Raw genomic sequence first — 26,779 nt, 5'->3', positions numbered from 1 at the left:
CCCGAGCCATCATGAACGGCGTCCATGAGCGAAGAAACCTCCCAAATTCTAGTGGTCGACGACGATCCCGAGATCCGAAAGCTGCTCGCGCGTTACGTGGAAAGCCAGTCGTTTCGCGTCGTTCTGGCTGCAAGCTGCGCTGAAATGCGCGAGCGCCTCGCGGGAGACCAGATCGATCTGGTGGTTCTGGACGTCATGCTTCCGGACGGCTCCGGGCTCGACGCCTGCCGCGATTTGCGCGCGAAGCGGAACACGACTCCGGTCATCCTCCTGACGGCGCTCAAGGAAGATGTCGATCGCATCGTCGGGCTGGAGATGGGAGCCGACGATTATCTGGGAAAGCCGTTCAATCCGAGAGAGTTGGTCGCCAGAATTCGTGCCGTCTTGCGGCGCCGCTCGGAAAGAAATCTCCGAGCCCAAGAGACAAGAAGGTACCGGTTCGACGGGCTCACGGCCGATCCGCAATTGCGCAGCGTTATCGACGGACAAGGCAATGCACTCGAATTGACCGGCGCGGAATTCGACCTGTTGCAGGTCTTCCTGGACAGACCGGGTCGCGTGCTTTCGCGAGATCAGCTGCTGGATCTCACGCGCGGCCGGGAAGGAGACGTCTTCGATCGCTCTATCGACGTCCTTGTCAGCCGCTTGAGGCGCAAATTGGACAGGCCCGGGATGCCACCGCTCTTCAAGACGGTTCGCAACGGCGGATATCAGCTCGTCGCAAAGGTCGGGCTGCAGGATTTCCCGTCGTGAACACTTTGCGCGCCAAGCTCGCCGTGCTTCTCACCGTCGTGATCATCTCGGTGGTCTGCATCCTGACCGGCATCCTCATCTACCTGTTCGATCCGCCCAACGAACGACAAGCAATTGGTCCACTCGTCGAACAGATAGAGCTGTTGACCCAAGCCAACCGGATCGCTCCCAAGTTGGTCGTCGTTCAGCAGGCTGCGGCTGGCGGCAAGGTCGAATCCAACCTCACCTCTTGGCTTCGCGACGCGCTGACGACTCGAGGAACTCCACGCGACGTTATCGTGTCTCGCAAGGACGACCTGCCGCTTCTGTCCATTCCATTGGACCAAGGGTGGATCGTTACGCAGATCACGGATTTGCCTCCAGGAGGCGGCGTCTTCCATCTACTCCTGATCTGGCTCGCGGTGACCACGCTTGGTACGATGGCAGTCGCTCTCTTCTTCGCGAACCGGATGGTCAAGCCTCTCGTCCTTCTCGAACGTGCAATCGAGACCGTCGGACCCGACGCCGTGCTTCCGGAACTCGCAATGACCGGGCCGGCCGAGGTACGGGTCGCGGCCAGAGCGCTGAATTCGCTCTCCTCGCGCCTGAAAGGGGCAATGGAGAGCCGGATGCGTCTCGTCGCCGCGGCCGGCCACGATTTGCGGACACCGATCACGCGTATGCGTCTACGTGCGGAGTTCGTAGAGAACGACGAGGACCGCGAAATGTGGTTGAAGGATATCGACGAGCTTGACCGGATCGCGGATAGCGCAATCCTTCTTGTGAGGGAGGAATCCGGCAAATCGGCCCCCGAACCCATCCGACTGGACATTCTCATTTCCGACCTCGTGGACGAGCTTCGGACCCTGTCGTATGACATCACTTTGACGCGCGCCGCGGCAGGGACCGCGCAGGCGAACCGAACAGGATTAAGTCGCGCCTTCAGGAACCTGATCATCAATGCGGCAACCCATGGGAAGAAAGCCCGGGTCGCCGTTCAGAGCACTGCGACGGAAATCATCGTGGTGATCGACGATGATGGGCCAGGCATCCCACCCGGTCTCATCGGCCAGGTTTTCGAGCCGTTTTTCCGCGTCGACCGAGCGCGCATGAAGCAGTTCGACGGTGCCGGACTAGGCTTGACGATCGCAAGAGAGATCATCCAGCGGGCCGGAGGCAGCATCAAGATCGAGAACGGTTCTCTGCGTGGGCTGATTCAGACCGTGACGTTGCCGGCTACGCAGTTGCTCCCGGCGGAGCCACATTGATTCGTGTCCTCTGTGGCGTCGGAGAGCCTGGATGCCCTCGCGGACGAGCCACCGCGCTCAGCCGTCCGCGCATCTCTTGCGCAAACTTCGGAAATAATTCTCCGCAATACGGCCCAGATGGACATGCATAGTTGTCAGCTGCGGGCGCATGCTTCTCAGGCTTGAGCTTCGCTAAGCCTCCGCCCTGGAAAGCCCCAATGAACCAGGGTGGAGGCTGACTTGATGTGGCGAAGGCCCCCGAGGGATCTCGCTACCTGAGTTCCGCGCCCTGGCCCGCCGAGAGGGATGCCGAACCGGGTGTGCTACTTATCGGCTCCGGGTTCTTTGCTATTCCAGGAGGCGCTTTCATCCAGTGATAGCCTGCGAACCCTGAACGATAGCCTTCCTCATACAGTGCTTGCATATATCCCGGCTCGAATGACTTCTCCCTCGTCGCACCAAAAGTCGATGGTATCGCCGCAAGGTTGAAGTTGACACCGTCGATCTTTGCTTTCGCATAGATCCGGTAAAGATCTCCGATGCTCTGGTTCTTTATCAGGGTGGAGATCGATCTCAGTGAAATCGAGAAAATGCCCGGTTCTACGGCTTCCCATTCCGGGCTGATCTTTCCGTTTCGGATGATGAATAGTCGCGCAGCGGTTCGTTTGGTCGAGGCGTCCCTGCGGATGATTGTCGAAGGTCGAGGCACGAAGACTTGCTGAGTCACACCTCCGTCGACGTGCAGCTCCTCGTAGGTTCGATCTCCAGCTCTGACTTTGATGCGCACGGGAGGAAAAGCGCCGGGTACGGACGCGGAAGCCAGCAGGATTTTGCGAAAGAAGTTCAAGGCTTGAGGATGATCGCTCATTGCGATGCGGCCCATATCCCACAGGACCGGGCGCTGCGCGTCCAGATTGGTCGTTCCGACGAGCAATACCCTTCCCTTTCTCCGCTCGTTGGCGACTTCGCGGAGAAAGCGATCATCGACATATTTTGCGATCAGGCTTTCGAGCGGAGAGCTGTCGACCAAGCCCGATCCAAGCAGCGGCGCGATAACGCCGGGATCGTAGATATCGCTGCGCTCATATCGCGTGAAGACCTCCTTCAGTGCCGTGTCCCTGCTCCGCCCGAGATAGACCAACGGAGCCGTCAAAGCCCCGGCGCTAACCCCGGTGACGAGATCAAACTCAGGTCTCGTGCCGGCATCGCCCCAGCCGACCAAAAGACCGGCGCCAAAGGAACCATTATCTCCCCCGCCAGAGATTGTGAGAATATTCAGCCGGCCCGATTGAAATGCCGCGGCACCTGGCGCTGTCCCCGGCTGCTCGGTCGTGGAGAGCGCGGCAAGCGCTTCCGGCGGAGCGTCTCCCCATACCCGAATGTTCGGCATTCCCGCGAGTTCGGCCTCGTCGATGAGGCGTTTCGGAACAACATCGCGCGGAAACAGGGAGGGCGCATCCGCAAAGAAGAACGGTCGTCAAAAGGAGCGCGAACGAGCGCATGACCAATCTGGACAGGCACACAGTCGTCACGATCAGCAAGCCTAATCCGACTCGCGAGAAGGCTGAGGAATGATTGGGATGGTCATCCGGGCCATCCCGTCCTGAACAGCGAAAAACCAACATAAGCTACAGCCCCGTACACGACGGCGAGGATGACCGTCATCATGGCGACCTTCGCGGTTGATCCGTGCAGGCAGCGTCCGTCGTTCCGGTCGTCCATAGCCGCGTCACCGCTTTCGCGTCGCCGCCGGACCGTCGTCGGTCCATTCAGGAGGAAGTCCGAGCTTGCCGCCGACCAGGCCAGCGATGCCAGGCGCTCGGCCATACACTTCGCAGGCCACGTATTTGGGGGCGAGACCGATGTTCGAACCGACTTTCTCCAAAGAGGGTATGTCGATGCTGAAGCCCTCGAAGGGGCTTTCGCCCTTACTGAGCATCTTCGCAAAGTCGTCGCCGAAGTCCCGGGCGAGGTCGTAGGCGTCACTCGCTTTCGATGCCCTCGGTGTACTGAAAAAGGCGGTCGCTCCTCTTCCCCAGACCATGGCGGCCTGCTGCCGCCCCGCGGCGTCGACGGCCTCAGCTTCGATGGACATATCCCCCAAGCCTACGGGAATGCGCGGCACCGGAATCGGCACGCTCGCATCGACGAAGCTCGATCCGAGACTCGCAGCAGCCGAGACGCCAGCGGCGACTTCATCAGTCGGCGTAGCGCGCGTAATGGCCGCACGCACCGTCAAATCTGCCCGCTGATCGGGCGGCACCAGTCTGAATCGATCGCTCAAGTTGATGCACAGGGCGCGACTAACCGTATTGGCAACAAGGACGCGCTGTTCGTGCGTCAGGTCGGGCGCAACATGCGCTGGGAATGCTGTCGGTGCGACGTTGATGGTTTTTGCTGCCGCTACCTGCTCCTTCTTCACCTGAAGGCGGGACTTGGTGATCTTTCCGTCGGACTGCTTCAACCCATCGTATGAGGAGAGGCCGTTGCCCTGCACCAGTGCGGGAGTCGCGCAGCCAGGTAGCACGGCAAGGATCGGCACGGCCGCCAACCACATCGCCTTGTTTCGGGCACCCACCGTTTGCTTCCGGCTCGCAGCGATCTCGGCGCAGAGCCGGTTACGCGGGTCGTATGGGATCTTCGCGCGCGCCTGCCGGCACAATAGCAGTCTCAGAGGCCGGAGAGCGCGGACGATCAGGAAGAACGCACTTGGAACGTTCTCGCCGAAAGCGTGCGTCACCGGGATCGCCACAACCCGAAGGAGCGAGCACGACATGCCGAGCAGCCGCGATACGCCAAATCCAAGAGGCCCCCGGCGCTGGTACGGAAACGACTTATGTGACCGAGACTGGTTAAAACCGGCGGCGGAGCGCATTCAGACCCCCATATTGTGACCCTGCGCTTTTGATAGACGGGCTACATGGCTCGGAATCTGGCCGCGGATGACCTAATGTTGCTACTCGACCGCCATTTGTGTCGAAAGATGTCCACGCGAATTGGGGGACAGCCTTCGTTACAAATAATACTCTTCCAGTTGCTCGAACCGGACTAAACCGGCCCTATGCACGTTCCACAAATCCTTGTCGTCGATGATGATTTAGAGATCCGAAAGCTCCTTGCTCGCTACATCAAGGAGCAAGGCTTTCGGGTGCAGCTCGCGTCGAGGTGCGCCGAGGTGCACGAGCGGATCGCCACGAGCCAGATCGATCTGATCGTGCTTGACGTGATGCTTCCCGACGGATCCGGCCTCGATCTTTGTCGCGATCTCCGGTCCAGACGATCCCGAGTCCCCGTCATTCTACTCACCGCTCTGAAGGAAGACGTGGATCGGATCATCGGCCTGGAGATCGGCGCCGACGACTATCTTGGCAAGCCGTTCAACCCGCGCGAACTGATCGCCCGCATCCGGGCCGTCCTCCGGCGGGGCGAGAATGATCGCTCCTCTCCGGGCGGAAAGGGGCGCTATCTCTTCGAGGGATTCGCTGCCGACCCGTCCGCCCGGTCGGTGATCAGTCCGCAAGGTGGTTCGATCGACTTGACCGGCGCCGAGTTTGATCTCCTGTTGACCTTTCTCGATCGTCCCGGTCGCGTGCTGTCCCGAGATCAACTGCTCGAGCTGACACGCGGGCGCGACGGAGACGTCCTCGACAGATCCATCGATGTGCTGATCAGTCGACTGCGGCGCAAACTTTCAGAGAATGGCGCGAACCACATTTTCAAGACGGTGCGCAATGGTGGCTATCAGCTCGCCGCCAAAGTCACGTATCTGGACGAGCACTCTTAAGGCTGCTGCCCCGCAGTCCTCCGACCAGTGATGCTGGGTTTGAATTCCTGCTTGGTGCGACCGAGGCATGAAGCTGCGGGATCGCGCCGACATCCACGCCTCTGGTCGGTTCATCGAAGATGATCAGCGACGGCGGCGCGCCGACGCCGGTTGCCACCATCGAGATGCTGGCGGCGAGACTGCCGCATCTGCAGCTGCTCAGCGCCTATGGGGCAACCGAGACAACCTCGCCCGCGACCATCATGCCGCGAACGCAGTGGCGCGGACATATCGACAGCGTCGGAATGAGCGTACCTTGCGGCCGGATCAAGCTCGTCGATGACACCGGTATCGAAGTTTCCAGGGGCACGCCGGGCGAGCTGTGGATCGCCGGACCGATGGTTGTCCCCGGATATTGGCAGCGGCGATCATGCTGCGCACGACACCGCTGCCGCGCAATGCAAACGGCAAGGTTCTGAAAGCTGAGTTGCGCGAGAGCAAGACATGAAACCGCCCCGATTGTCAGGGGCCTGCAAATCTTGAGACGCCTGCTGACGTTACTGTCGGAAGACTTTCCTTGATCCAGGTGCGCACGTCGTGCAAGCTATTCGACAGGCGGCAGGTGATCGAATTGACCTGGCACGTGTCGCGGCCTGGCACAATGGTGCAATAAAGTTGTACTGGCCCTTTCCACCCTACGACCCCGCCTTCCCCTTGCGCGCAGCGATCTGCTGAAGCGCCCAGCGCGCGTTCTTGCGCACGTCGGGATCAGGATCGTTGGCGATCACCACGAGGTATGCCTCGCCCTCGGGGGCGGCGATCTCGCCGAGCGCGGCAGCCGCCTCCTTCCGCAAATTCGCCTGCTCATGGTTGATGCAGTTACCGATCGGACGCAGGGCGCGCTCGACCTTCATCTTGCCGAGGCTGCGGATCGCCTTGAGCCGCACCTGCCAAAACTCGTCGGCAAGTGAGACGATAAGCTGATCGGCGGCGAGCGAACCATTGACGTTGAGCCCGAGGGTCTCGGCTGCCATCTCCCGGACCATCCAGTCCGCATCCCTGAGTGCGCGGGTGATCGTCTCGGCCGCCGGCTTCATCTGCGAGAAGGCGAGCGCGCTCACGGCGGCGCGGCGTACATGGGCGTCGGGATCATGGATCAGCGCGGTGAGCGCCGGGATCGATTCTTCGAGCTTCAGGAAACCGATGACGCCGATCGCCTGCACGCGGACGGCCGCGTCACCATCCTGGAGCGCTTCCAGCGCGGGCTTCAGCGTGTCCTTGCGGCGCAACTCCTTGAGCGCGCGCAGCGCGCCCATGCGGACGAAAGCGTGGGCATGCTTGACCAGCGGCAGGATGATTTCGGCGCAGGCGGGGTCCTTGAATTCGGCCACACTGTCGGCTGCGGCCGACGCCACGATTCTCTCAGGGTCGACGAGCAGCTTGACGAGTGCACTCGCCGCTTCCCGCCCGTCGAACTCGCCAAGCGCCATCGCGACCTGCTGGCGCACGCCCGCGTCGGGATCTGACACCATGTTGGCGAGATGCGTAACCGCAACCGGATCGCCGGAATGGCCGAGCGCAATGATGGCGACGCGCCGCTCGGCTGGATCTGCGGCTTGCAACCGCTCGTCGGCGTCTTCGAGATCGTCATAGGATTCGAACGGGCTCGACATGACTACCTCAAGAGATAGGGAATGTTCACGGTGACGGCGCCGGTCGGGCAATCAGCCTCGCAGGGCATGCAGTACCAGCACTCGTCATAGGCCATATAGGCCTTGTTGGTCATGTCGCTGATGCGAAGCACGTCGAGCGGGCAGACGTCGACGCAGACGGTGCAGCCCTTGTCGGCGATGCACTTGGCGTCGTCGACGACCACCGGGACCGATGTCTGATAGGACGCGAGAGGCATCGTTGATCTCCTGTTGCTTGTCGTTGGCGGTGGATCAGGCGGTCGCGCGGATGCGCTGCTTGTCGTAGAGATCCTTCTCGTCGTCCGCGATCGGGACGACATAGGGTTCGACCGCGCGCTTCTCGCTGGTCATCCTTCCGTTCTGTTTGCTCAGCAGGGTGTGGCAGAACCATTTCTCGTTGTCCTTCTCCGGGAAGTCCGTGCGCCAGTGATAGAGACCCCAGCGGCTCTCCTCGCGGTAGAGCGAGGCATGTACCGCCATGTCGGCGCAGTCCATGATCGACTGCACTTCAAGCGCGCGGAGCAGCTCGTGTGCGTTACGCGCAATCATGTGTTCCTGCATGTCTTGCCGCGCCTCGGCGAGGCGGCGCATGCCGAGCTCGTATTTGCGCGTGACCTTCGGCGGCTGGAGATAGTCGTTGACGAGACGGCGGGTCTTGTACTCGACCTGGTTCGGCGGAATGCCGTCCTCGCGCCTGGTCGGCGCCATCACGCGGTCGCGCTCCCTGGCCACGTCGGCGGCATCGAAATCCGCGAAGTCGTGGCTGTCGGCGAACTCCATCGCGTCGATGCCGGCCACCGCGCCGTTGGTGAAGGCGCCGAGCATGTAATTGTGCGGCACGCTCGCCATGTCGCCGGCGGCGTAGAGGCCGGGCACGGTGGTGCGCGCATTGTCGTCGACGAACACGCCGGAGGCGCTATGGCCGGAGCAGAAGCCTATCTCGGAGATGTGCATCTCGATCGAATCGTTGCGGTAATCGACCCCGCGTCCCTGCTGGAACAGGCCACGCGTCGGCCGCTCCACCTTGTGCAGCGTTGATTCGATTTCCGAGATCGTATCCGGGTGGAGATGCTTGAGCTGGAGGAACACCGGGCCCTTACCCGACAGCAGCTCGTTGTAGAATTCGAGCATCATCTGTCCGGACCAGTAGTCACATTCGATAAAGCGCGATCCCTCGTTGTTGGCGGTAAAGGCGCCGAAGGGACCGGCGACATAGGCGCAGGCGGGACCGTTGTAATCCTTGATCAGCGGATTGATCTGGTAGCATTCGAGGTTCGCAAGCGCGGCGCCGGCGTGATAGGCCATCGAATAGCCATCGCCGGAATTGGCAGCATTCTCGTAGGTTCCGAACATGTAGCCGGAGGTCGGCAGACCCAGGCGGCCGGCCGCGCCCATGCACAGGATCACGGCCTTGGCCTTGATCACCAGCATCTCTGCGGTACGCGTATTGACGCTGATCGCGCCAGCGATGCGCCCATCTGCCGACTTGAGCAGACGCGTCGCCATGTATCGGTTTGAGATCAGGATGCGGGCACGCCGGAGCTGGCGGTAGAGCGCCTTTTTCACTGTCTCGCCGTTCGGCATCGGCAGCACGTAGGTGCCGATGTGATGCACCTTCTTGACGGCGTAGTCGCCGTTCTCGTTCTTCAGGAAGCGGATGCCGAAACTGTCGAGCTCTTCGATGATTCCGTAGCAGTTCTGCGCGTATTTATAGACCGCCTTCTGGTCGACGATGCCGTCATTGGCGATGGTGATTTCCTTGGTGTACTGCTCCGGCGTCGCATAGCCGGGAATGACGGCGTTGTTCAAGCCGTCCATGCCCATCGAGATCGCGCCGGAGCGCTTGACGTTGGCCTTTTCGAGCAGGACGACGTTGGCCTTCGGATTCTTCAGCTTCGCCTTCAGCGCCGCCATCGGGCCGGCCGTGCCGCCGCCGATGACCAGCACATCGCAGGAAACCTCCGAAAGTCCGTCGACGATCTGATCTAGTGCCATCGCTTGCTCCTGGTTCGCCGGCATTTCCGGCGCCTTTGCATCAGATTTGTTCAGAGGGCGTCTCGGCGATAGCAATTAGTTGTCGCCGGGACGCGATTTGCGCCTCAGCGCTCGACGAAGGCTTTCTCGATTACGAAATGGCCGGGCTGGCTGTGGTTTCCTTCGACGAAGCCGTGCGCGGAGAACATCGCGGGGAGCTCCTCCAGCATCGCCGGGCTACCGCAGAGCATGATGCGGTCGGTCTCGATATCGAGGCTGCCCTGCCCGATATCGTCGAAGAGCTGGCCCGAGGCGATCAGATCGGTGATGCGGCCACGATTCCTGAACGGCTCTCGGGTGACGGTCGGATAGTAGACGAGCTTGTCGCGGATCAGCGGTCCGAAGAACTCGTGATTGCGAAGGCCTTCGACCACGTGCTCGCCATAGGCGAGCTCCGAGACCTGGCGGCAGCCGTGGGCGAGCACGATGGCCTCGTAGTTCTCGTAGACGTCTGGGTCCTTGATCAGGCTGGCGAACGGCGCGAGCCCCGTGCCGGTCGAAAGCAGCAGGAGGCGCTTTCCCGGAATGAGGTTGCCGGTGATCAACGTCCCCGTCGCCTTGCGGCCGACCAGAATGATGTCGCCTTCGCTGATCTTCTGGAGGCGCGAGGTCAGCGGACCGTCCTGCACCTTGATCGAGAAGAACTCGAGCGCTTCCTCGTGATTGGCACTCGCCATGCTGTAAGCCCGCATCAATGGCTTGCCCTCGACCTCCAGCCCGATCATGGCAAACTGGCCGTTCTGGAAGCGAAAGCCGGGATCGCGCGTCGCGGTGAAGCTGAACAGGGACTCGGTCCAGTGCCTGACCGACAGAACCGTCTCTTTCTGAAATGCGCTCATCCGCCGTCTCTCCATGCCTCGTTTGCGCACAAGGTTTCGGAGAGACGAGAATCCGGCAACGCGGAAGTGAATTTCCCGGTCGATTAGTTTCACATTTCGCGGGCGATGATCGGAGAGCAGCCGGCGTTGGCAACTAGTTGCTATTCGCGCGCGTCCGCGACGACGTAGAAGGGGGTCGGAGATACGCCATGACCGCGACATTGGTAGCACCGACCGTGGCCGACTACGAAGCGAGCGCCGATCTGGCGACGCTACTCGTCCGCACCACACAGGATCACGCGCTGAGCGTCCCTGCCGAAAAACTTCGCCTCTCCTGCAAATGCGCCCACTGCACCCGCGCCCGCTTTGACGGCCGCTTCCCCGAGCACTTTACCGGCATCGCCATCACCGAGATCGGCGACCTCGGCTATGGGCTGAACATCTCGTTTTCGGACGGGCATAACAGGGGGATTTATCCGAAGCCGTATCTGCTGAGTTTGGCGGGGGATGACCCATAACTGGGGTCGTCATTCCGGGGCGCCCGAAAGGCGAGCCCTGAGTGGCGCAGAAAGTTAATCACCCCCAATCTGGCACGGACATTGCTCCTCTTTAGAACGATTTGAACGTTCCGGAGGCAGATGATGTTGCAGGCGGCGAATGCGGTTCGCGGGGCTGTTCCCCCGGCAGTCCGGCCTGCAGGCAGCTCCTCGCTGCTGCTCACCGAGAACCAGCAATGGATCGGCGGGCCCCCGCCGCTGATGGACAAGCTCTCCCCGCGCGAGCGGGAGCAGGTGCTGAAGCAGGGCCGCCGAAAAGTGCTCAACCGCGGCCAGACGCTGTTCAGCCAGGGCGGCAAGCATGACGGCATCTGGCTGATCGAGAGCGGCCGTATCCGGGTGTTCTACACCTCCCCACTCGGGCGCGAGATCACGCTGGCCTATTGGCACGTCGGCAATTTCGTCGGCGGGCCGGAAGTGTTCGAAGGCACCGTGCATCAATGGTCCGGTGTTGCGTCCAGCAATTGCAGCGTCGTGCACCTTCCCGGAAAGGAGCTGCGATCCCTTGCCGTCGAGATCCCGAACCTTGCGATCGGCCTGATCGAAGGCCTGACGTTCAAGGGCAAATGCTATTCGGCTCTCGCGCAGATGCTGGGAACGCGCTCGATCACGCAGCGCCTTGCGCATTTGCTGCTGCATCTCGTCGAGCTCTATGGCGTCGAGGACGCCGATGGCCGGGTGATCGCGGCCGCCTTCACCCATGCCGACATCGCACACATGGTCGGGGCCACCAGGCAATGGGTCACGATCAGCCTGAAGCGGATGCAGGAAAAGGGAATCGTACAGACCAAGCGGTCACAGATCGTGGTCTGCCGGACGGACGTGCTGGAGGAGATGCGCGGCCACGCATCCGACTGACCGAATTTGCGACCATCGCCCCTGCACAGGCAAGCGGCTTTATAGTGCAGAACTGCTCAAGGAGTATGCAATCAGCTTTTCCCGGCAACTAATCGACTGCAGCGCTCATTCCGGATTTGCCCTGTCCGGGCCCTCACCCAATCATGGCAACCACAGCACATCCAACCGAATGAGGATGAGAATGGTCCGCCGTCTTCCCACGCTCTCGATCGCGACGTCGGCGACGTCGCTGGCCCTTCTGGTCGCGCAGCCGGCCTCGGCGGAAACCGTCACGCTCGGCATTGGAACGCAGGATACGACAACCAACACGGTGACCGCCGGTGTCGTCATCCGCCAATTGCACCTGCTCGAGAAATATCTGCCGAAAGACGGCAAATACAGCAACATCAAGTTCGAGCTGGAGTGGCAGAACTTCACCTCCGGCCCGCCCGTCACCAACGCGATGATGGCGAACAAGCTGCAGATCGGCATGATGGGCGACTATCCGCTGATCGTGAACGGCTTCACCTTCGAAAGTAACCCGGAAAGCAAGAGTCGGCTGATCGGTATCGCCGCCTACAGCCTGTCCGGCTCCGGCAACGGCATCGTCGTTCACAAGGACTCGCCCTACTATGATCTCGCCGATCTCAAGGGCAAGCTCGTCAGTGTGCCGTTCGGCTCCGCCGCCCATGGCATGGTGCTGAAGGCGATGCAGGACCGTGGCTACACGTCCGACTTCTTCCAGCTCGTCAGCCAGAGCCCGGAGGTCGGCTCGACCAATCTCCAGGAAAAGAAGATCGACGCCCATGCCGACTTCGTTCCCTTCGCCGAGTTGCTGCCGTTCCGCGGCTTCGCGCGGAAGATCTTTGACGGCGTCGAGACCAATGTCCCGACCTTCCACGGCATCGTGGTCCGCACCGATTTCGCCGAGAAATATCCGGAGGTCGTCACCGCCTATCTGAAGGCGGTCATTGCCGCCAATCAGTGGCTGCGCGACGATCCCAAGATCGCCGCGGAAAAAATCCAGGAATGGACCGGCATCAGCAAGGAAGTCGTGTACATCTTCCTGGGACCCAGCGGCAACATGACCACCGATCCCACGGTCAAGCCGGCATTGATCGACGCCGCCACCGCCGACGTCAAGGTTCTGCAAAACCTCGGCCGGATGAAGGAATTCGATCCGAAGAAATGGGTCGACGATGGCTATATCCGCAAAGCCTATGCCGAGATGAAGCTCGATTACGACGCTCAGCTCGCGAGCACCAAGAATTACGAGATCGCTGGCGCGGACGCCTTCTGCAAGAAGCCGATCACCGATCCGCGCAAGGCCGGCGAGGTCTGGGTGGATGATGCCGGCATCATGCCGTTTGCGTCAGCGGCGTGCACCTTGGGGGCCTATGCCGACTTCAAGGCCAAGGGCAAGAAGATCAACGTCGCCTACGTCTTCGACACCACGCGCGGCATCAAGCTATTCGCCGACCAGGCCTTCTTCGCGGTCGGCGATGGCGACGTCGCGCCGTTCCTGCTGAAGAAGGACGCAGAAGCCTATGCCGCCAAGTTCGGCGGCAGGGTGCTGGGCTTCGACGACGCGGTGAAGGCGGCAGTCGGCGGAGGCAAGACGTGAGCAGTCCCGCCATCCTCAGACATCCCGAGGACAGCATGCCGGCAACAGCCATTGCGGAGACGGGTCCGGAGCCCGTCGCCACCCCGCCCTCCTTCGGAACGCTCGCGCTGCGCTGGTATCGACTGAACCGCAGCGGCCTGCGCGCGATCGCGATCGGCATCACCTCGCTGCTGGCGTTCCTCCTGGTCTGGCACCTGCTCACGACCTATCGCGTCGTGTTCTTCGTGCGCTTCACCAACGTGCCCTCGCCGCTCGCGGTCTATGCCAGCTTCATCAAGGCGATCCACGATCCCAAATTCCTGATGCACATCGTCTTGAGCTGCCGGCGCATCCTCGTCGGCTTCTCCCTCGCAGCCATCATCGGGGTGCCGCTCGGTCTGGTGATGGGTCGCTTCAAGCTCGTCCATGAGGTCATCTTCCCGGTCGCCGAAGTGCTGCGACCGATCCCGGCAATCGCGTGGGTGCCGATGGCGATCATGCTGTGGCCGACCAACGAGCAGAGCATCGTCTACATCACCTTCCTCGGCTCGTTCTTCCCGATCCTGGTGAACACACTTCACGGCATGACGCTGGTCGATCCCGTGCTAGTGCGCGCTGCGCAGTGCCTCGGCGCGAGGGAGCGCTCGATCTTCCGCGAGGTGTACTTTCCGGCATCGCTGCCGCACATCTTCACCGGTCTTACGGTCGGCATGGGCGTGGCCTGGGTATCGCTGATCGCGGCCGAGATGATCTCCGGCCAATACGGCATCGGCTATTTCACTTGGGAGGCCTACTCGCTGGTCCAGTACGCCGACATCGCGCTCGGCATGATCGCAATCGGCGTTCTCGGCCTGGGATCGAGCCTGCTGATCCGGGGCGCCGGACAATTGGTGATGCCGTGGAGAGCGAAATGAGCGAGATCCCCGCCAAGGCACCGCAGGGCCATATCGAAGTCAGAAGCTTCTCCCTCAGCTATGACAGTATCGAGGGACCGGTCCAGGCCGTCACCGATACACAGATCCATGTGAAGCCAGGCGAATTCGTCTCGATCGTGGGGCCCTCCGGCTGCGGAAAGTCGACGCTGCTCAACGCGGTCGCGGGCTTCCTTAAACCCACCACAGGGATCGTCACCGTCGACGGCGAGCGTGTGAGCGGTCCCAGCGCCGAGCGCGGCATGGTGTTCCAGCAATATTCGCTGTTTCCCTGGAAGACGGTGCGGGAGAACGTCGAGTTCGGGCTGAAGATGCGCGGCATGCCGCGCTCGCAGCGCGAGCGCGCCGCCCGGACGCTGCTCGGGCTGGCGGGCCTGGAAGCCTTCGAGAAGCACTATCCGGAAAAGCTCTCAGGCGGCATGAAGCAGCGCGTCGGCATCGTCCGCGCGCTCGCGACGGGGCCGAAAGTGCTGCTGCTGGACGAGCCCTTCGGTGCGCTCGACGCCCAGACCCGCGTCATCATGCAGCAGATCCTCACCAATATGTGGCAGCGGCTGAAGATCTCGGTGCTGTTCGTCACCCACGACATCGACGAGGCGATCTTCCTGTCCGACCGCGTCTACTGCATGACCGCGCGCCCCGGCTCGATCAAGGCGGAGATCCCAATTCCGCTGGAACGGCCGCGGCAGCAATCGATGATGATGTCCTCGGAATTTTTGGCGCTGCGCCGCGGGCTGATGTCCCTGATCCGCGAGGAGAGCCTGAAGGCGATGGGCGGCGAGATCAACGACCTCGGCATGCGGGGATTGAACATCGAGCTGCACGGCCAGTCTTTGGCCGAGGTACTTTAGGCGAAGAACACCCCAAACCCGCACTGATCTAGATGCTGCGATAGCGCGCGATAGCTGAGAGATCCGGCACTATTCCGAGCCCCGGGTCGTCACTCAGCTGAACCATGCCTTCACGCACGTCGATCAGGGAGCCGCAAAACAAATCGCGCAGCGGATTATCGTTGGCGTCGACCTCCAGCCAGCCATCTCCTCCGATACCGGCCAGCAGATGAGCCGAGGCAAGCAGTCCAATGCCGCCGCCGAGATAGTGTGGGCAAAACGTCTTGCGCACGTCGAGAATGTCACGCGCCAGCCCGGCACAGACCGTGAGTCCGCCCCATTTCGCGATGTCCGGCTGAACCACGCCGAGCACGTCCTCGGTCAGCACCTGCCTGAAGCCTTCGACGCTCGAGATGTTCTCGCCGGCCGCAATCGGCATGTCCGCGCCTGCCCGCAGTCTTTGCCATTCTTCGCGTGGCCGATCGGCGCGGATGGGCTCTTCCAGCCAGCGCAGATCGAACCCGCCGAGCCGCTCCAGCATCTGAAGCGCCTGTTCGACCGACCAGCCCTGATTGGCGTCCGCCGCGAGCATGCCCGCGCCGACGATCTGGCGCAGGGCTGCGAGATTGGCGAGGTCGATGTCGGCGCCGAATCCGACCTTCAGCTTCAACGCGCGATGACCTCGCTCGAGTGCGGTTTCGGCCGTCTGCGTGGCGCCGCCGGGATTGATGCCGCTGGCATAGACCTTGATCGTGCTGCCGTGCCCACCGAGCAGCCGCCACAGCGGCAAACGCCGACGGCGCGCCGAGAGGTCCCATAGCGCGAGATCGATGCCCGCGATCGCCTGCGCAAACGGACCGGGTTCGCCGCATTGCAGCGCCAGCACTTCGGTGCCCCCACTCAGGCTCTCGAAGGCTTGAGCCGGACCGTCGAACTTGCGCCCGACGAGACCCGGTGCGAGCACCTCGTTCACGAGCCGTGCGCGATGCTCCGCACCCGGCGCGGGAAAATTCGACCAGGCTTCGCCCCATCCCTCGACGCCATCTTCATCGACAGCACGAATGAAGACAGCGGGGCGGTTGAGCATGCGGCCGAACGACGTCACCACCGGCGTTGCCAACGGATAGCGATAGCAGAACGCTTCGATCGAGCGGATTGTGAAGCTGTCAGACGTCATGTTGCAGATCCTGCGATCGGGATCAGACCACGCGGAACGGCCATCAGCTCAATACGCGCGCGCGAAGTCCCCTTCCCGCTTGATATCAGTAAATACGGGAAAGCGCGCCTTCCACGGCGTTCCCTTGGCCTTTGTCAGCTCGTTGAGCCGTTCGAGCACACCAAGGCCGTCCTTGCGCAGGCTGGCGGCAACCGCCGCGCGGTCCGGGAAATTCTTCAAGACGGCATCGAGCCAGATCGTGCGGCCCGCCAAAAACCCGCCCGCGCCCGCGGCATAGGCAAAGTCGAGCACCCGTTCGAATTTCTCGGGCGCAGCACCGCCGGAGAGCAGCACCCAGGGGATGCTGCGCGCGCGGCAGATGTCGCCAATCGCATCGAACTCCGTCTGCGCGGCTTTCGCCTCGGCGCTGCCATCCCGGGCAGGCAGACTGTTGGCCGCCAGCGGGCTCTCCAGCTTCAGAAGGTCGACGCCATATTCCGGCTTGGCGAACTCGCGCACGCTCTCGATGACCAGATCTGGAAGTTTTCCGGGCGACTCCACGTAGTCGGCAGTGTGATTGGCACTGCCGAGGAACGGATAGACCAGCAGTTCCAGGACGTAGGGAATGTCGTGACGGGCGCAATCCTGCCCGATCTCGCGAACGAACCGCTTCTGATGCTCAATGACCGCAGCATCGGCGTCCGGCCGGTACCACGCCAGCACCTTGACAGCGTCGCCGCCCATGGCGCGGATCTTCTCAACGCTCCAATCGGTGATCGCCCGCGACTTGCGTCCGCCCGACGTCTCATCCACCCGGTGCTCTTCAAGGGTCATGATGAGACCGCAACGCGGCGGCAGAAGATCGATTGCCGCGGGCACCGCGAAATTCGGATCGAACAGCATCGAGCTGCAATGCGGCGCGAGGTTCTCGACGAGCAGACGCTTTGCTGCCGTCACGTCGGAATATTCGACCTGGTCCCGCGTAATCCCCTTTGCTTTCGCAATAGCATCAAACAGCGGCGGCCGCTGATCCAGCGCGACCATGCGAAAATGACCGTCCGCGTCGGCCAGACGCGCCAGGCCGCGGTTCTTTCCAATCGTTCTCATGGCTTCGTCCTCATGAATGCAAGACACTCGTTGATGGTGGGGATTCCGTTGCGTCCGCCTGCGTGGCGGCATTTCATCGCGGCCGCCGCAGCCGAAAACGCCATCGCGTCGCGCACGTCGAGACCGGCGCCGATCGCGAGGGCATAAGCGCCATGGAAGACGTCGCCGGCGCCGGTGGTGTCGACCACATCGACCGCGAAGGCCGCCTGTCGGTGCAGGCAGCCGTTCTCGTACCAGCTCACGCCCTCTTCACCGCGCGTGACGGCGATGATGCGACACCCGAAGCGGGCGAGCGCGGCGAGGGTTTCATCCTTTGCCGAGCCGCCAAAAGCCGTGAGCGCGGGCTCGGAGAAGATTGCATGGTCTGTCAGGGGCAACAGCCGCTCGAACACCTCGGCATCGGCCATGTCGCCGTCGAGCACCGTCGGGATCCCGCGCGCGCGGGCTTCGCGGAACAACGTCGCGGCCCCCTCGACCCAGCGCGGATCCGCCAGCACCGAGGATGCGCGGGCAACGGTCTCCAGCGGCAGCCAGTCGGCTGCTTCCGGATAGAGACCGCGGAAATTGACGATCTGCCGTTCGCCGGAATTGTCGACGATGACACCGGAGACGGACGAGCGGCCGTCCGCAAACAGCCGGAAATTCTCGATGTCGACGCCTTCCGCGGTGAAGGCCGACTTCATCTCGTGCCCGGCAGCATCATTCCCTGCCCGCCCCCAGAACGCGACGGATGCGCCGAGCTTTGCGACCGCAACGCTCGCATTGGCGGCCATGCCGCCGCCGAGCGTGCCGTACTCGACGGCCTTGATCTTCTCGCTTCCACCCGAGAACGGCCGGTCGACGCGCCAGACCTGGTCGAGCGCAGACAACCCGAGACAGATCACGTGCACGGGCCTCGCCTTGGACGCGACGTCCGCCAGCGCCGAGAGATCGCCGATGTTGACCAATGCGCTCACCGCACGACCTGTCCATTTGCGGCATCGAACAGATGCGTCTTGCCGGGCTGCGGTCGCAGATTGATGCGATCGCCGACCTTCGGTCGTAGCGACGGATCGACCCGCGCGATGGATGCCGCGCCGGCGAGATCGAAATGGATCAGCGTGTCCGAGCCGAGCGGCTCAACGAGCTTGACATTCACTGTAATGCCGTCGGCAGCATCGGTGGCAACGGCAAAATGTTCGGGGCGAATGCCAAGCACAGCCCTGCCGGCATGCCGCAGCCCGTTTGCCGTCTCCTCGCCCAACGGCACCACCGTTCCGCCTTGCGAAAGGATCGCACGCTCCTGTCGCCATTCGACCGGGAAGAAATTCATGGCTGGCGAACCGATGAAGCCGGCGACGAACTGGTTGGCCGGCCGCTCGTAGACCGCCTCGGGCGTGTCGTATTGCTGGATCGTGCCGCTCTGAAGCACCACGATGCGGTCGGCCATGGTCATGGCCTCGATCTGGTCATGCGTCACGAAGACCATGGTGGTCTTGAGTTCCTGCGACAGCGCCTTGATCTCTGCGCGCACCTGCCCGCGCAGCTTGGCGTCGAGATTTGAGAGCGGCTCATCGAACAGGAAGGCTTTTGGATTGCGCACGATCGCACGCCCCATGGCGACGCGCTGGCGCTGGCCGCCGGAGAGCTCCTTCGGCTTGCGGTCGAGATACGGCTCGATGTGCAGCAGCGCCGCCGCGCGCTTCACCCGCGCGTCGATCTCCGCCTTCGGCGTTCCCCGCAGCTCCAGCGCAAAGGACATGTTGTCGTAAACCCGCATGTGCGGATAGAGCGCGTAATCCTGGAACACCATCGCGATGTCGCGCTGCGCCGCCTGTACGCCGTTGACGCGCGTGTCGCCGATGTAGAGGTCGCCGGAGGAAATGGGCTCGAGACCTGCGATGATCCGGAGCAAGGTCGACTTGCCGCAACCGGACGGGCCGACGAAAACCACGAATTCGTGGTCCGCGATCTCCAGATTGAGATCGGGGATCACAGTGAAATTGCCGTAGCGTTTGGTAAGGTTGCGGATCGAGATCGAGGCCATGATCGCTTAGTCCAGCGCCAGTACAGGCTTGATCAACTCGCCCTTGGCGAAGCGGGCGAAGTTCTCGGGCAAAGCGGACAGGCCGAACTCGCCGTCGACGAGAACGCGGTATTCGTCCTTGTACCTGCGCAGCAGTTCGACGTTAGGCTCGAAATCCGAGACCGGGAAGTAGAAGGTCCGGATCATGTAGAAGTCCTTGCGGCGGAACACCTTGCCTTCCTCGATGGTCCAGGGCGCGGCGTTCTCGCCGACCAGCACCAGCGCCCCGCGCGGCAGGACGAGCTCGATGCCGAGATTGCGTGCCGCATGCGCACCGGAGCATTCCATGATGAGGGCGAACCGTTTCGATGTGTCGCCGACCGGATGCGGTTTCGCGCCGAACGATCGGGCGATATTCAAGCGTGCGGCGTTCGGATCGGCCACATGGATGTCATCATAGCCGAGACTGCGGAGTGCCAGCACGACGCCGAGACCGACAGGCCCCGCTCCCATCACGAGGACCGCACCTGCCTCGTCCGGCGGCACGACACGACTGACGAACCGGACGGCGTGGCCGGAGGTGCCGATGGTGTCGAGCAAGAGCGGCGCGAGGCTGTCTTCGATATCGTCGGGCACCGGCAGCAGGCAATTCTCCGGCACCGGCACGTATTCGGCGTAGCCGCCCGGCCTGTTCCAGCCGATCAGGCTCGAGACCTCCAGGCACATCTGGGTGTCGCCGCGCTTGCAGGCCGCACAGTGGTCGCAGTGCAGCGGGATATAGACGGCGCAGCGGCGGCCATGCAGGCGGTGGCCGGGCTGCTCGACCACGCCAAAAATCTCGTGACCGGCGGTGAACTCGGCGCCCTTGTGCCAGAGCTTGAAGTCGGAGCCGCACAGCGCGGTGCGCGAGACCCGCACCAGCACCTCGCCTGCCCCGACGTCGGGCATCCGCACCGGCTCGATGGTGATGCGTTCGTGACCATGGAACACCGCCGCCTGCATGATCGCGTTCGGACGAGGCATTTCGTTCATCAGATACCTAACCTTTCACCGCGCCGAGCGTCAGCCCGGACACCAGCCAACGCTGAACCAGAGCCGCCAGCACCAGCGGCGGCAATGCGATCAGCGTCGCCGCGGCCATCAGGGCGCCCCATTGCGTCGAGCCCTCGCCGATGAAATTGAAGGCGGCCGCGATCAGAGTCTTGGTGTCGCCATTGGAGAGCACCAGCGCAAACAGGAAGTAGTTCCACGAGAATACGAAGGCGAGTATGGCCGAGACGGCGATGCCGGACGCCACCAGCGGCAGCGCGATGCGCCAGAGGATGCGGGTGACCCCGCATCCATCCACCTGCGCCGCCTCGAACACGCTACGTGGAATGGCATCGAACGACGGCAGCAAAACCCAGATCACGATCGGGAGTGTGATCACCGCGTGGCTGAGGATCAGCGCCGTGTACGACCCGATCATGCCGACCTGCCGGAACATGACGTACCACGGCAGCAGGAATAGCGTTCCCGGTGCCATGCGCGCCGCGAGCGTCAGGATCGCCGGCCACGAAATACGCGTCCAGGAGACGACGAACGCGGCAGGGATTCCGAACAGGAGCCCAAGCGCGGTCGAGCCGACGGTGACGATCAGGCTGTTGAGGGCGTAGCTCAGGAACGGCGTCGTCTTGGTCAGCTCGACATAATTGTCCAGCGTCGGCGTGAAGATCAGTGTCGGCGGATAGGCCGTCACCTCGAAGGACGGCTTGAAGGAGGACAGCACCATCCAGACCGTTGGCGTCATGATGATCACGCCGGCCAGCACGAGTTGCACCAGGTTGAGCCAGCGTATCCAGCGGTCGGTGTTGACTGCGTCGGTCATGAGATCACCACGCTACCGCGCCGCGCAGGCGGTTGAAGGCGAGCACGGCGCCGAACACGATCGCGGTCAGCGTCAGCATCAACGCGCTGGCATAGCCGATGTTGAAAAACTCGAAGCCGACCCGGAAGCCGTAGATATTGAGCGTATTCGAGGCGTTGCCGGGGCCGCCCTGGGTCGTGATGTAGATGATGTCGAAGAAGCGCAGGAGATCGACGCTGCGCAGGATGGCTGCAGTGACGATGGTCGGCAGCAGCAGCGGCAGCGTGATGCGCTGGAAGGTCTTGAACGCAGATGCGCCATCGATCTGCGCGGCCTCGTAGACGCTCGGCGGCAGAGATTGCAGGCCGCCGAGCACGATCAAGGTGACGTACGGCGTCCATTGCCAGCTATCGATCAGCGCGACCGTCGGAATGACCCATGTCGGCGACGCCATCCAGTCCGATGGCGGCAAGCCGAGCGATTGCAGGATGTAATTGGCCGCGCCCAGCGACGGATCGAGAATCACGAGCCACATCATGCCGGCGACCACCGGCGGCATCATGAAGGGCGAGATGAACAGCGAGCGCACGATCCCAGGAAGGCGCTTGGCATGAAACAGCACCAACGCAAGCCAGACGCCGAAGACGAGCTGCAGCACCAGCGAGAGCACGAACAATGCAATGGTGATCCACAACCCATGCCAGAACTCGACGTCGGAGATCAGCTTGGTGTAATTGGCAAGGCCGGCAAAGGACTGCTTGCCGGTCGAAGAGAAAGTCTGGAAGCCGAGCCAGATCGTATAGACGACCGGAAATGCGATCATCGCGACCGTGAAGATCACGGCCGGTGCCGAGAGCGCCGCCATTTCCAGCTTCTGCCGGTCCTGCGTGAGTGTCGCAGCCGTATCAGACATGTATTCCTGTCCTCGATCGAGTTAGGTGCCAGCCGGCGCGGACACCAGCCGGCACCAGGCGGTCAGTTCAGCGCGATCAGCGCGTCCAGCGCCTTGTCGGCGTCCGCACAAGCCTGATCGACGGTCTTCTGCTTCAGGATCAAATCCTGCACCGCCTGACCAATGAACTCGCGCGATTGCGGATTGGCGACGATGGGATAGCCGACTTCGGACGAGCCCTTGGTGGCGAGCACATCGAGCGCGGCCTGCCATTCCTTGCGCACCGGCTCCTCGTCGATCCATTTGCGATATTCGGGGTCCTTGGCGACGGACGGACGCGGCGGGGCAATGCCCTGCAGGGCCATCTTCTTCTGCACCTCGGGGCTCGTCGCCCACTGCACGAAGTACCAGGCCGCATCGGGCTGCTTGCTGTGCGAGGACACCGCCATGCCCCAGCCGATCGTGGTCGGCACCTGGCCGGCCTCGCCCGCCGGGAACGGCAACAGGCCGGTGTCCTTCAGGCGCGCGCCGCCTTCCATCACCGTGCGCAATTCATTCGAGGATTCGAACGCCATCGCCGCGCGGCCGCCGCGATACAGCGCCGAAATCTGCTGGAAGCTATAATTGACGACGCCGGGCGGTCCGAAGTCGCGCAGCAACCGGCTATAGGTGTCGAGCGCCTCCTTGCCCTTGGCCGAGCACAGGCTCGACTTGCCGCTCGCGATATACGTGCCGCCGATATTGTGCAGCATGTTGCTGAAGGTGTAGGCGATCGCAGGCTTGAGGCCACGCGAGACGAACGGCGTCACCGTGCTGTCGCAGGTCTTGATCTTCTCGGCGGCGGCCTCGACGTCCTTGATGGTCTTCGGCGCCTCGAGGCCGCACTTCTTGAAGATATCGGTGCGGTAATAGAAAATCGGGCCCTCGATGTTCATTGGCATGCTGGTCAGCTTGCCGCCGAACGTCGCGGCCTTCAGCAAGGCCTGGCTCAACCCCGCCGGATCGTAGTCCTTGGCGACCTCGTTCTTGGCCATCGCGGTGAGATCGCCGTACCAGCCGGCAGCGGCGAATTGCTCGCCTTCGCGCGAGGGCAGCGTCATGAACACATCAACCTCGTCGCTGTTCGCATTCATGACGGTGACCAGACGCTGGCGCATCTGCTGTTCCTGATAGCCGTCGACCTTGAGGGTCATGCCGGTCAGCTTCTCGAAATCGGCCTTATAGGTGAGCAGCGCCTGCGAAACCGGATTGTTGTTGGCGAGAAAGGTGACGGTCTTGCCCTTGAACTTCATCCAGTCGAAATCGGCTGCGCGCGCCTGCGCGCTGACGGCGGCAATCGCAAGAACGGGCAACGCGACGCGCGTCGCGAGCATCCTGACTTTCATCGAACTCTCCTCCCGCTGGCCGCATTATGCTGTCGGCACTTTCTGAAAACGGTTACATCCTAAGCGCCAACGCACCTCTGTCAAGCGATAGACAATCGATCCTTTGTGCGGCATTATCGCAATTGTTCTGCTTACCTCGCTCGTGAGACGATATTGTAACGTTACATTATGAACGCACCGTCCGCCAAATTGACGAAGCAAGGCATCCGCGCCGTCGCGGCACGAGCCGGCGTGTCGACGGCATCGGTCTCGCGTGCGCTCAACAATCCCGATGCGGTGAGCCCGTCCCTGCGCGCGCGCATCGCGCAGGCAATCGAAGCCGTCGGTTACATCCCGCATGCGCCGGCCCGCATTCTGTCATCGCGGCGATCGCGTACGCTTGGCGCGATCGTGCCGACGATCGACAACACGATGTTCGCGCGCGGCATCGCCTCGCTGCAAAAATACCTCTCCTCGGTGGGTTACATGCTGTTTCTCACCACGAGCGGATACGATCTCGACGTCGAGCTGCAACAGGCCCGCAACCTGATCGGCCGCGGCGTCGATGGCCTCGTGCTGCGGGGCGACTGCCATCACGAGGGGTTGCGCAAGCTACTCGCGGACAATGCGGTGCCTTTCATCAATGTCGGGATCTATCAGCCCGACCGGCCCTACCCTTGCGTCGGCACGAACAACGAGGCCGCCGCCCATCGGGCGGCCGAGCATGTTATCGAGCTCGGCCATCGCCGGATCGGAATCGTTTCCGCGCTTCAGCGCAACAACGACCGCGCCGGCGCCCGCGTCGCCGGCTTTCGCCGCGCGCTCGCGGAGAACTGCCTGGAGCTGCCTCCGGAATGGCATGTCGAGGTGCCCTATACCCTGGACGACGCGCGCGAGGCGGCCCGCCATCTCCTCAACCTCAAGAATCGCCCGACGGCCGTGGTCTGCGGCAACGACGTCATTGCCTATGGCGTCCTGTTGGAAGCGGAGCGCAGCGGCTTTTCGGTGCCGCGTGATCTGTCGGTCGTCGGCTTCGACGACCTCGACTGGAGCCGCCATTTGCGACCGAGCCTGACGACGATCCAGGTCCCAACCGACGAGACCTGGCAGCGGGCCGGAGAATACCTGGTGCGCAGCCTCGCCGGCGAGCAGACCATCATGCATCGCGAGATCGACTTCTCGCTGGTGGTCCGGGAATCGACGGCTCCGCCTCCTGCAATCCCGAAGTGAGATCCCCCGATGAGTGCCAGCTTTTCTCTCACCCCCGGCTTTCATGCCGTCGTGATCGGTGGCGCCGGCGACATCGGCGCCGCGATCAGCAACCAGTTCTGCGACCTCGGGGCGACGGTGACCGCCACAGGCGTCAATGACGCCGATCTCGCACGCTCCCTGCTCAAGCCGCGCGCCGGACTTGCGCTCACGACGCTCGATGTCACGAGCGATGAAGCCGTCGGGTCACTCGCCGGGCAGCACCAACGCGTCGACGCGTTGATCAATTGTGCCGGCATCCTGGCGCGGGACAAGGAATACGAAATCGAGACCTTCATGAAAGTGCTCGACGTCAATCTCACGGGCACGTTCCGGACCTGCATGGCGTTCCGCTCGCAGCTGGCGAAGATGAAAGGATCGATCGTCAACATCGCCTCGATGAATGCAACTCTGGCTCTGCCGCGGATTCCTGCCTATTGCGCCAGCAAGGGCGGCGTCGTGATGCTGACCAAGGCGCTGGCCCTGGCGTGGGCCGAAGACGGCATCCGCGTCAACGCCGTTGCGCCCGGCTATGTCGAAACCGCGATCAATGCAGCCGGCCGCACCGACCGCGCCCATTATCAGCGCATCGCCGACCGCACCGCGTTCAAGCGCTGGGGCCAGCCCGAGGACATCGCCGGTGCCGTCGCCTTCCTCTGCATGCCGGCCTCGCAATACGCGACCGGAACGGTGGTCGCGGTGGATGGCGGGTTTCTTGCGGGGTAGTGGCTGGCGCGGCCGCAGGTGCAGCCGCGCCGATCCAGCTCAGCGGAAGTTGCCCTTGGTTTCGGGGATCACGATCGCGCCGATCAAATAGATCACGAACACGCCGACTGCGAAGGAGGCCAGCGACATCGGAATCTCCGCGGGGCTGCCGCTTACCAGCGAAACGAACGTCGGCATCATACCGCCCAGCGCAAAGCCGATGTTCCATGACAGGCCGGTGCCGCTGGCGCGGAGCGCCGTGGGGAAACGCTCGTTCAGGAAGATCAGCACCGGCGCATAGCCGGCATTGCCGATGAACGCGATGGCAAGCGCAAGAAGCGTGATCTGCGTGGTGTCCTTGGTCGCGGCGAGGTTCAGATAGCACAGCGGCAACAGCACCGCCGCCAGGACCCCGATCAGCAGGAACGTCTTCTTGCGGCCGATGAGATCGCTCAGCGCGCCGACCAGCACCGCGGCGAAGAACGCCGAGACGCTGGCGCCCATCAGGATCAGCGAAGAGATCTGGTTCGGAACCGCGTTGATGACTTTCAGGAAGCTCGGCAGGTACCCCGAGGTCAGATAATACCCGGCGCCGCCGCCGAAGGTAATGAGCAGGTTGATCAGCAGGACGCCGCGATACTCGCGGGACAATACGTCCTTGACCGGCGCCTTCGAGACCTTCGCCTGCTTGTTGCCCTGCTGGCGCTTGAGCTCCTTGAAGTAGGGAGATTCTTCAAGATTACGGAAGATGAACCAGCCGAGCAGCGAGCTCAGCAGACCCGAGAAGAACATGAAGCGCCAGCCCCAGACGGCAAAGGCATCTCCGGGGAATACCGAGGACGTGATCAGGAAGATGAAGGACGCCAGCAGCGCGCCAATGCCGGCGCCGCCGCCGCCGACCAGGCCCGACATCGCGCCGCGCCAATGCGGCGGCACCGATTCCGTACCGATCGTGTGGGTCGAGGCTACGACACCACCGACGAACACGCCCTGCACCAGGCGTAGGATCAGGAATACGATGGGAGCGATCACGCCGACCTGCGCAATGGTCGGCAGCAAGCCGAACGCGGCCGTGCTGATGCCGACGCCGATGATGGCGATCAGCATCGCCTGCTTGCGGCCGTGCACGTCGCCGTAGTGCCCGAACACCGCCGAACCGAGCGGTCGCATCAGCAGCGTAACGGCGAACGAACCGTAGACCGCGGCGAGCGACAGCGCCGCATTGCTCGACGGGAAGAACAGCGCGCCAACCACCGGCGCCACATAGAGCAGAATGAACAAATCGAACAGGTCGAGTGCCCATCCGAGCACTGATGCGATGATCGCATTGACCATCTGCTTGTTATCCGTCGATGCCCGTGCACCGGCGACCGGCATATCCATCTCAGCCATTTTGTTTTACCCTCCCCGTT

26 protein-coding genes are annotated in these 26,779 nt (G+C 62.7%); 11 read left to right on the top strand and 15 right to left on the bottom strand.

Annotation, left to right across the window (positions count from 1 at the left end; genetic code table 11):
• The first annotated feature begins 24 nt into the window (after positions 1-24).
• Both GGD61_RS34320 and GGD61_RS34315 read left to right on the top strand, forming a co-directional pair.
• Complete coding sequence (locus GGD61_RS34320) at positions 25-753, top strand: response regulator (protein WP_092261908.1); 729 nt, start codon at positions 25-27, stop codon at positions 751-753.
• On the top strand, positions 750-2,000 hold the full coding sequence (locus GGD61_RS34315) for a HAMP domain-containing sensor histidine kinase (protein WP_244550807.1): 1,251 nt from the start codon (positions 750-752) through the stop codon (positions 1,998-2,000). Before GGD61_RS34320 ends, GGD61_RS34315 begins: the two co-directional genes overlap by 4 nt.
• 250 nt (positions 2,001-2,250) lie before the next feature.
• On the opposite strand, the gene GGD61_RS34310 is transcribed toward GGD61_RS34315, so the two are convergent.
• Both GGD61_RS34310 and GGD61_RS34305 read right to left on the bottom strand, forming a co-directional pair.
• On the bottom strand, positions 2,251-3,369 hold the full coding sequence (locus tag GGD61_RS34310) for a patatin-like phospholipase family protein (protein WP_246786111.1): 1,119 nt from the start codon (positions 3,367-3,369) through the stop codon (positions 2,251-2,253).
• Between the two features lie 339 nt (positions 3,370-3,708).
• Entirely contained in the window at positions 3,709-4,854 is a 1,146-nt protein-coding gene (locus tag GGD61_RS34305) for a DUF3313 domain-containing protein (protein ID WP_244550806.1), read from the bottom strand.
• Positions 4,855-5,040: 186 nt separating this feature from the next.
• Between GGD61_RS34305 and GGD61_RS34300 the strand changes: the two genes are divergently transcribed.
• Positions 5,041-5,763 carry a response regulator transcription factor gene (locus tag GGD61_RS34300; protein ID WP_092261907.1) on the top strand — a complete coding sequence of 241 codons (723 nt, stop codon included), beginning with the start codon at positions 5,041-5,043 and terminating at the stop codon, positions 5,761-5,763.
• Between the two features lie 119 nt (positions 5,764-5,882).
• Positions 5,883-6,221 carry an AMP-binding protein gene (locus tag GGD61_RS34295; protein ID WP_092261906.1) on the top strand — a complete coding sequence of 113 codons (339 nt, stop codon included), beginning with the start codon at positions 5,883-5,885 and terminating at the stop codon, positions 6,219-6,221.
• A 216-nt stretch (positions 6,222-6,437) separates the two neighbouring features.
• On the opposite strand, the gene GGD61_RS34290 is transcribed toward GGD61_RS34295, so the two are convergent.
• The 4 genes from GGD61_RS34290 to GGD61_RS34275 all read right to left on the bottom strand — a co-directional run bounded on the left by GGD61_RS34290 (position 6,438) and on the right by GGD61_RS34275 (position 10,306).
• On the bottom strand, positions 6,438-7,415 hold the full coding sequence (locus GGD61_RS34290; protein ID WP_092261905.1) for a HEAT repeat domain-containing protein: 978 nt from the start codon (positions 7,413-7,415) through the stop codon (positions 6,438-6,440).
• A 2-nt stretch (positions 7,416-7,417) separates the two neighbouring features.
• Positions 7,418-7,651, bottom strand: a complete 234-nt coding sequence (locus tag GGD61_RS34285; RefSeq protein ID WP_007593252.1) for a ferredoxin family protein — start codon at positions 7,649-7,651, stop codon at positions 7,418-7,420.
• 34 nt (positions 7,652-7,685) lie between these two features.
• Positions 7,686-9,428 (bottom strand): fumarate reductase/succinate dehydrogenase flavoprotein subunit, encoded by a 1,743-nt coding sequence (locus tag GGD61_RS34280; RefSeq protein WP_092261954.1) that lies wholly within the window; start codon positions 9,426-9,428, stop codon positions 7,686-7,688.
• A gap of 104 nt (positions 9,429-9,532) precedes the next feature.
• Entirely contained in the window at positions 9,533-10,306 is a 774-nt protein-coding gene (locus GGD61_RS34275; protein WP_092261904.1) for a ferredoxin--NADP reductase, read from the bottom strand.
• Between the two features lie 188 nt (positions 10,307-10,494).
• Between GGD61_RS34275 and GGD61_RS34270 the strand changes: the two genes are divergently transcribed.
• The 5 genes from GGD61_RS34270 (at position 10,495) to GGD61_RS34250 (ending at position 15,065) form a co-directional block, all read left to right on the top strand.
• Positions 10,495-10,803 carry a gamma-butyrobetaine hydroxylase-like domain-containing protein gene (locus tag GGD61_RS34270; protein WP_092261953.1) on the top strand — a complete coding sequence of 103 codons (309 nt, stop codon included), beginning with the start codon at positions 10,495-10,497 and terminating at the stop codon, positions 10,801-10,803.
• Positions 10,804-10,923: 120 nt separating this feature from the next.
• Positions 10,924-11,700 (top strand): Crp/Fnr family transcriptional regulator, encoded by a 777-nt coding sequence (locus tag GGD61_RS34265; protein WP_092261903.1) that lies wholly within the window; start codon positions 10,924-10,926, stop codon positions 11,698-11,700.
• 181 nt (positions 11,701-11,881) lie between these two features.
• The gene (locus tag GGD61_RS34260; protein ID WP_177237458.1) at positions 11,882-13,303 is read left to right on the top strand and encodes an ABC transporter substrate-binding protein; all 1,422 of its coding nucleotides are present in this window, start codon (positions 11,882-11,884) and stop codon (positions 13,301-13,303) included.
• Entirely contained in the window at positions 13,300-14,196 is an 897-nt protein-coding gene (locus GGD61_RS34255) for an ABC transporter permease (RefSeq protein ID WP_092261901.1), read from the top strand. The genes GGD61_RS34260 and GGD61_RS34255 overlap by 4 nt, the downstream gene beginning before the upstream one ends.
• Positions 14,193-15,065 carry an ABC transporter ATP-binding protein gene (locus tag GGD61_RS34250; RefSeq protein WP_177237457.1) on the top strand — a complete coding sequence of 291 codons (873 nt, stop codon included), beginning with the start codon at positions 14,193-14,195 and terminating at the stop codon, positions 15,063-15,065. The genes GGD61_RS34255 and GGD61_RS34250 overlap by 4 nt, the downstream gene beginning before the upstream one ends.
• Positions 15,066-15,093: 28 nt before the next feature.
• Here GGD61_RS34250 and GGD61_RS34245 read toward each other — a convergent pair whose 3' ends face one another.
• From GGD61_RS34245 to GGD61_RS34210, 8 genes are all read right to left on the bottom strand, one after another.
• Positions 15,094-16,221, bottom strand: a complete 1,128-nt coding sequence (locus GGD61_RS34245; RefSeq protein WP_092261899.1) for a mandelate racemase/muconate lactonizing enzyme family protein — start codon at positions 16,219-16,221, stop codon at positions 15,094-15,096.
• Positions 16,222-16,269: 48 nt separating this feature from the next.
• Positions 16,270-17,307 (bottom strand): tagatose 1,6-diphosphate aldolase, encoded by a 1,038-nt coding sequence (locus GGD61_RS34240; RefSeq protein ID WP_092261898.1) that lies wholly within the window; start codon positions 17,305-17,307, stop codon positions 16,270-16,272.
• Complete coding sequence (locus GGD61_RS34235; RefSeq protein WP_092261897.1) at positions 17,304-18,263, bottom strand: sugar kinase; 960 nt, start codon at positions 18,261-18,263, stop codon at positions 17,304-17,306. The genes GGD61_RS34240 and GGD61_RS34235 overlap by 4 nt, the downstream gene beginning before the upstream one ends.
• Positions 18,260-19,333: an ABC transporter ATP-binding protein gene (locus GGD61_RS34230; RefSeq protein ID WP_092261896.1), complete on the bottom strand. Its 1,074-nt coding sequence runs from the start codon at positions 19,331-19,333 to the stop codon at positions 18,260-18,262. The genes GGD61_RS34235 and GGD61_RS34230 overlap by 4 nt, the downstream gene beginning before the upstream one ends.
• Positions 19,334-19,339: 6 nt before the next feature.
• Entirely contained in the window at positions 19,340-20,344 is a 1,005-nt protein-coding gene (locus GGD61_RS34225; protein WP_092261895.1) for a zinc-binding dehydrogenase, read from the bottom strand.
• A 7-nt stretch (positions 20,345-20,351) separates the two neighbouring features.
• Positions 20,352-21,179, bottom strand: a complete 828-nt coding sequence (locus GGD61_RS34220) for a carbohydrate ABC transporter permease (protein ID WP_092261894.1) — start codon at positions 21,177-21,179, stop codon at positions 20,352-20,354.
• 4 nt (positions 21,180-21,183) lie between these two features.
• Complete coding sequence (locus GGD61_RS34215) at positions 21,184-22,071, bottom strand: carbohydrate ABC transporter permease (protein ID WP_092261893.1); 888 nt, start codon at positions 22,069-22,071, stop codon at positions 21,184-21,186.
• Between the two features lie 62 nt (positions 22,072-22,133).
• Complete coding sequence (locus GGD61_RS34210) at positions 22,134-23,435, bottom strand: sugar ABC transporter substrate-binding protein (RefSeq protein WP_092261892.1); 1,302 nt, start codon at positions 23,433-23,435, stop codon at positions 22,134-22,136.
• A 168-nt stretch (positions 23,436-23,603) separates the two neighbouring features.
• Between GGD61_RS34210 and GGD61_RS34205 the strand changes: the two genes are divergently transcribed.
• Positions 23,604-24,644, top strand: a complete 1,041-nt coding sequence (locus GGD61_RS34205; protein ID WP_092261891.1) for a LacI family DNA-binding transcriptional regulator — start codon at positions 23,604-23,606, stop codon at positions 24,642-24,644.
• A 9-nt stretch (positions 24,645-24,653) separates the two neighbouring features.
• Positions 24,654-25,388 (top strand): SDR family NAD(P)-dependent oxidoreductase, encoded by a 735-nt coding sequence (locus tag GGD61_RS34200; RefSeq protein WP_092261890.1) that lies wholly within the window; start codon positions 24,654-24,656, stop codon positions 25,386-25,388.
• Positions 25,389-25,427: 39 nt separating this feature from the next.
• Here the strand turns inward: GGD61_RS34200 and GGD61_RS34195 are convergent, their stop codons facing one another.
• Entirely contained in the window at positions 25,428-26,759 is a 1,332-nt protein-coding gene (locus GGD61_RS34195; protein ID WP_183231930.1) for an MFS transporter, read from the bottom strand.
• Positions 26,760-26,779: the final 20 nt, after the last annotated feature.

Origin of the sequence: Bradyrhizobium sp. SBR1B, from assembly GCF_014198205.1 — a bacterium.
Taxonomy (GTDB): Bacteria; Pseudomonadota; Alphaproteobacteria; order Rhizobiales; family Xanthobacteraceae; genus Bradyrhizobium.
The sequence above is the reverse complement of the archived record's forward strand: the minus strand, read 5'-3'. Positions and strand labels throughout refer to the sequence as shown.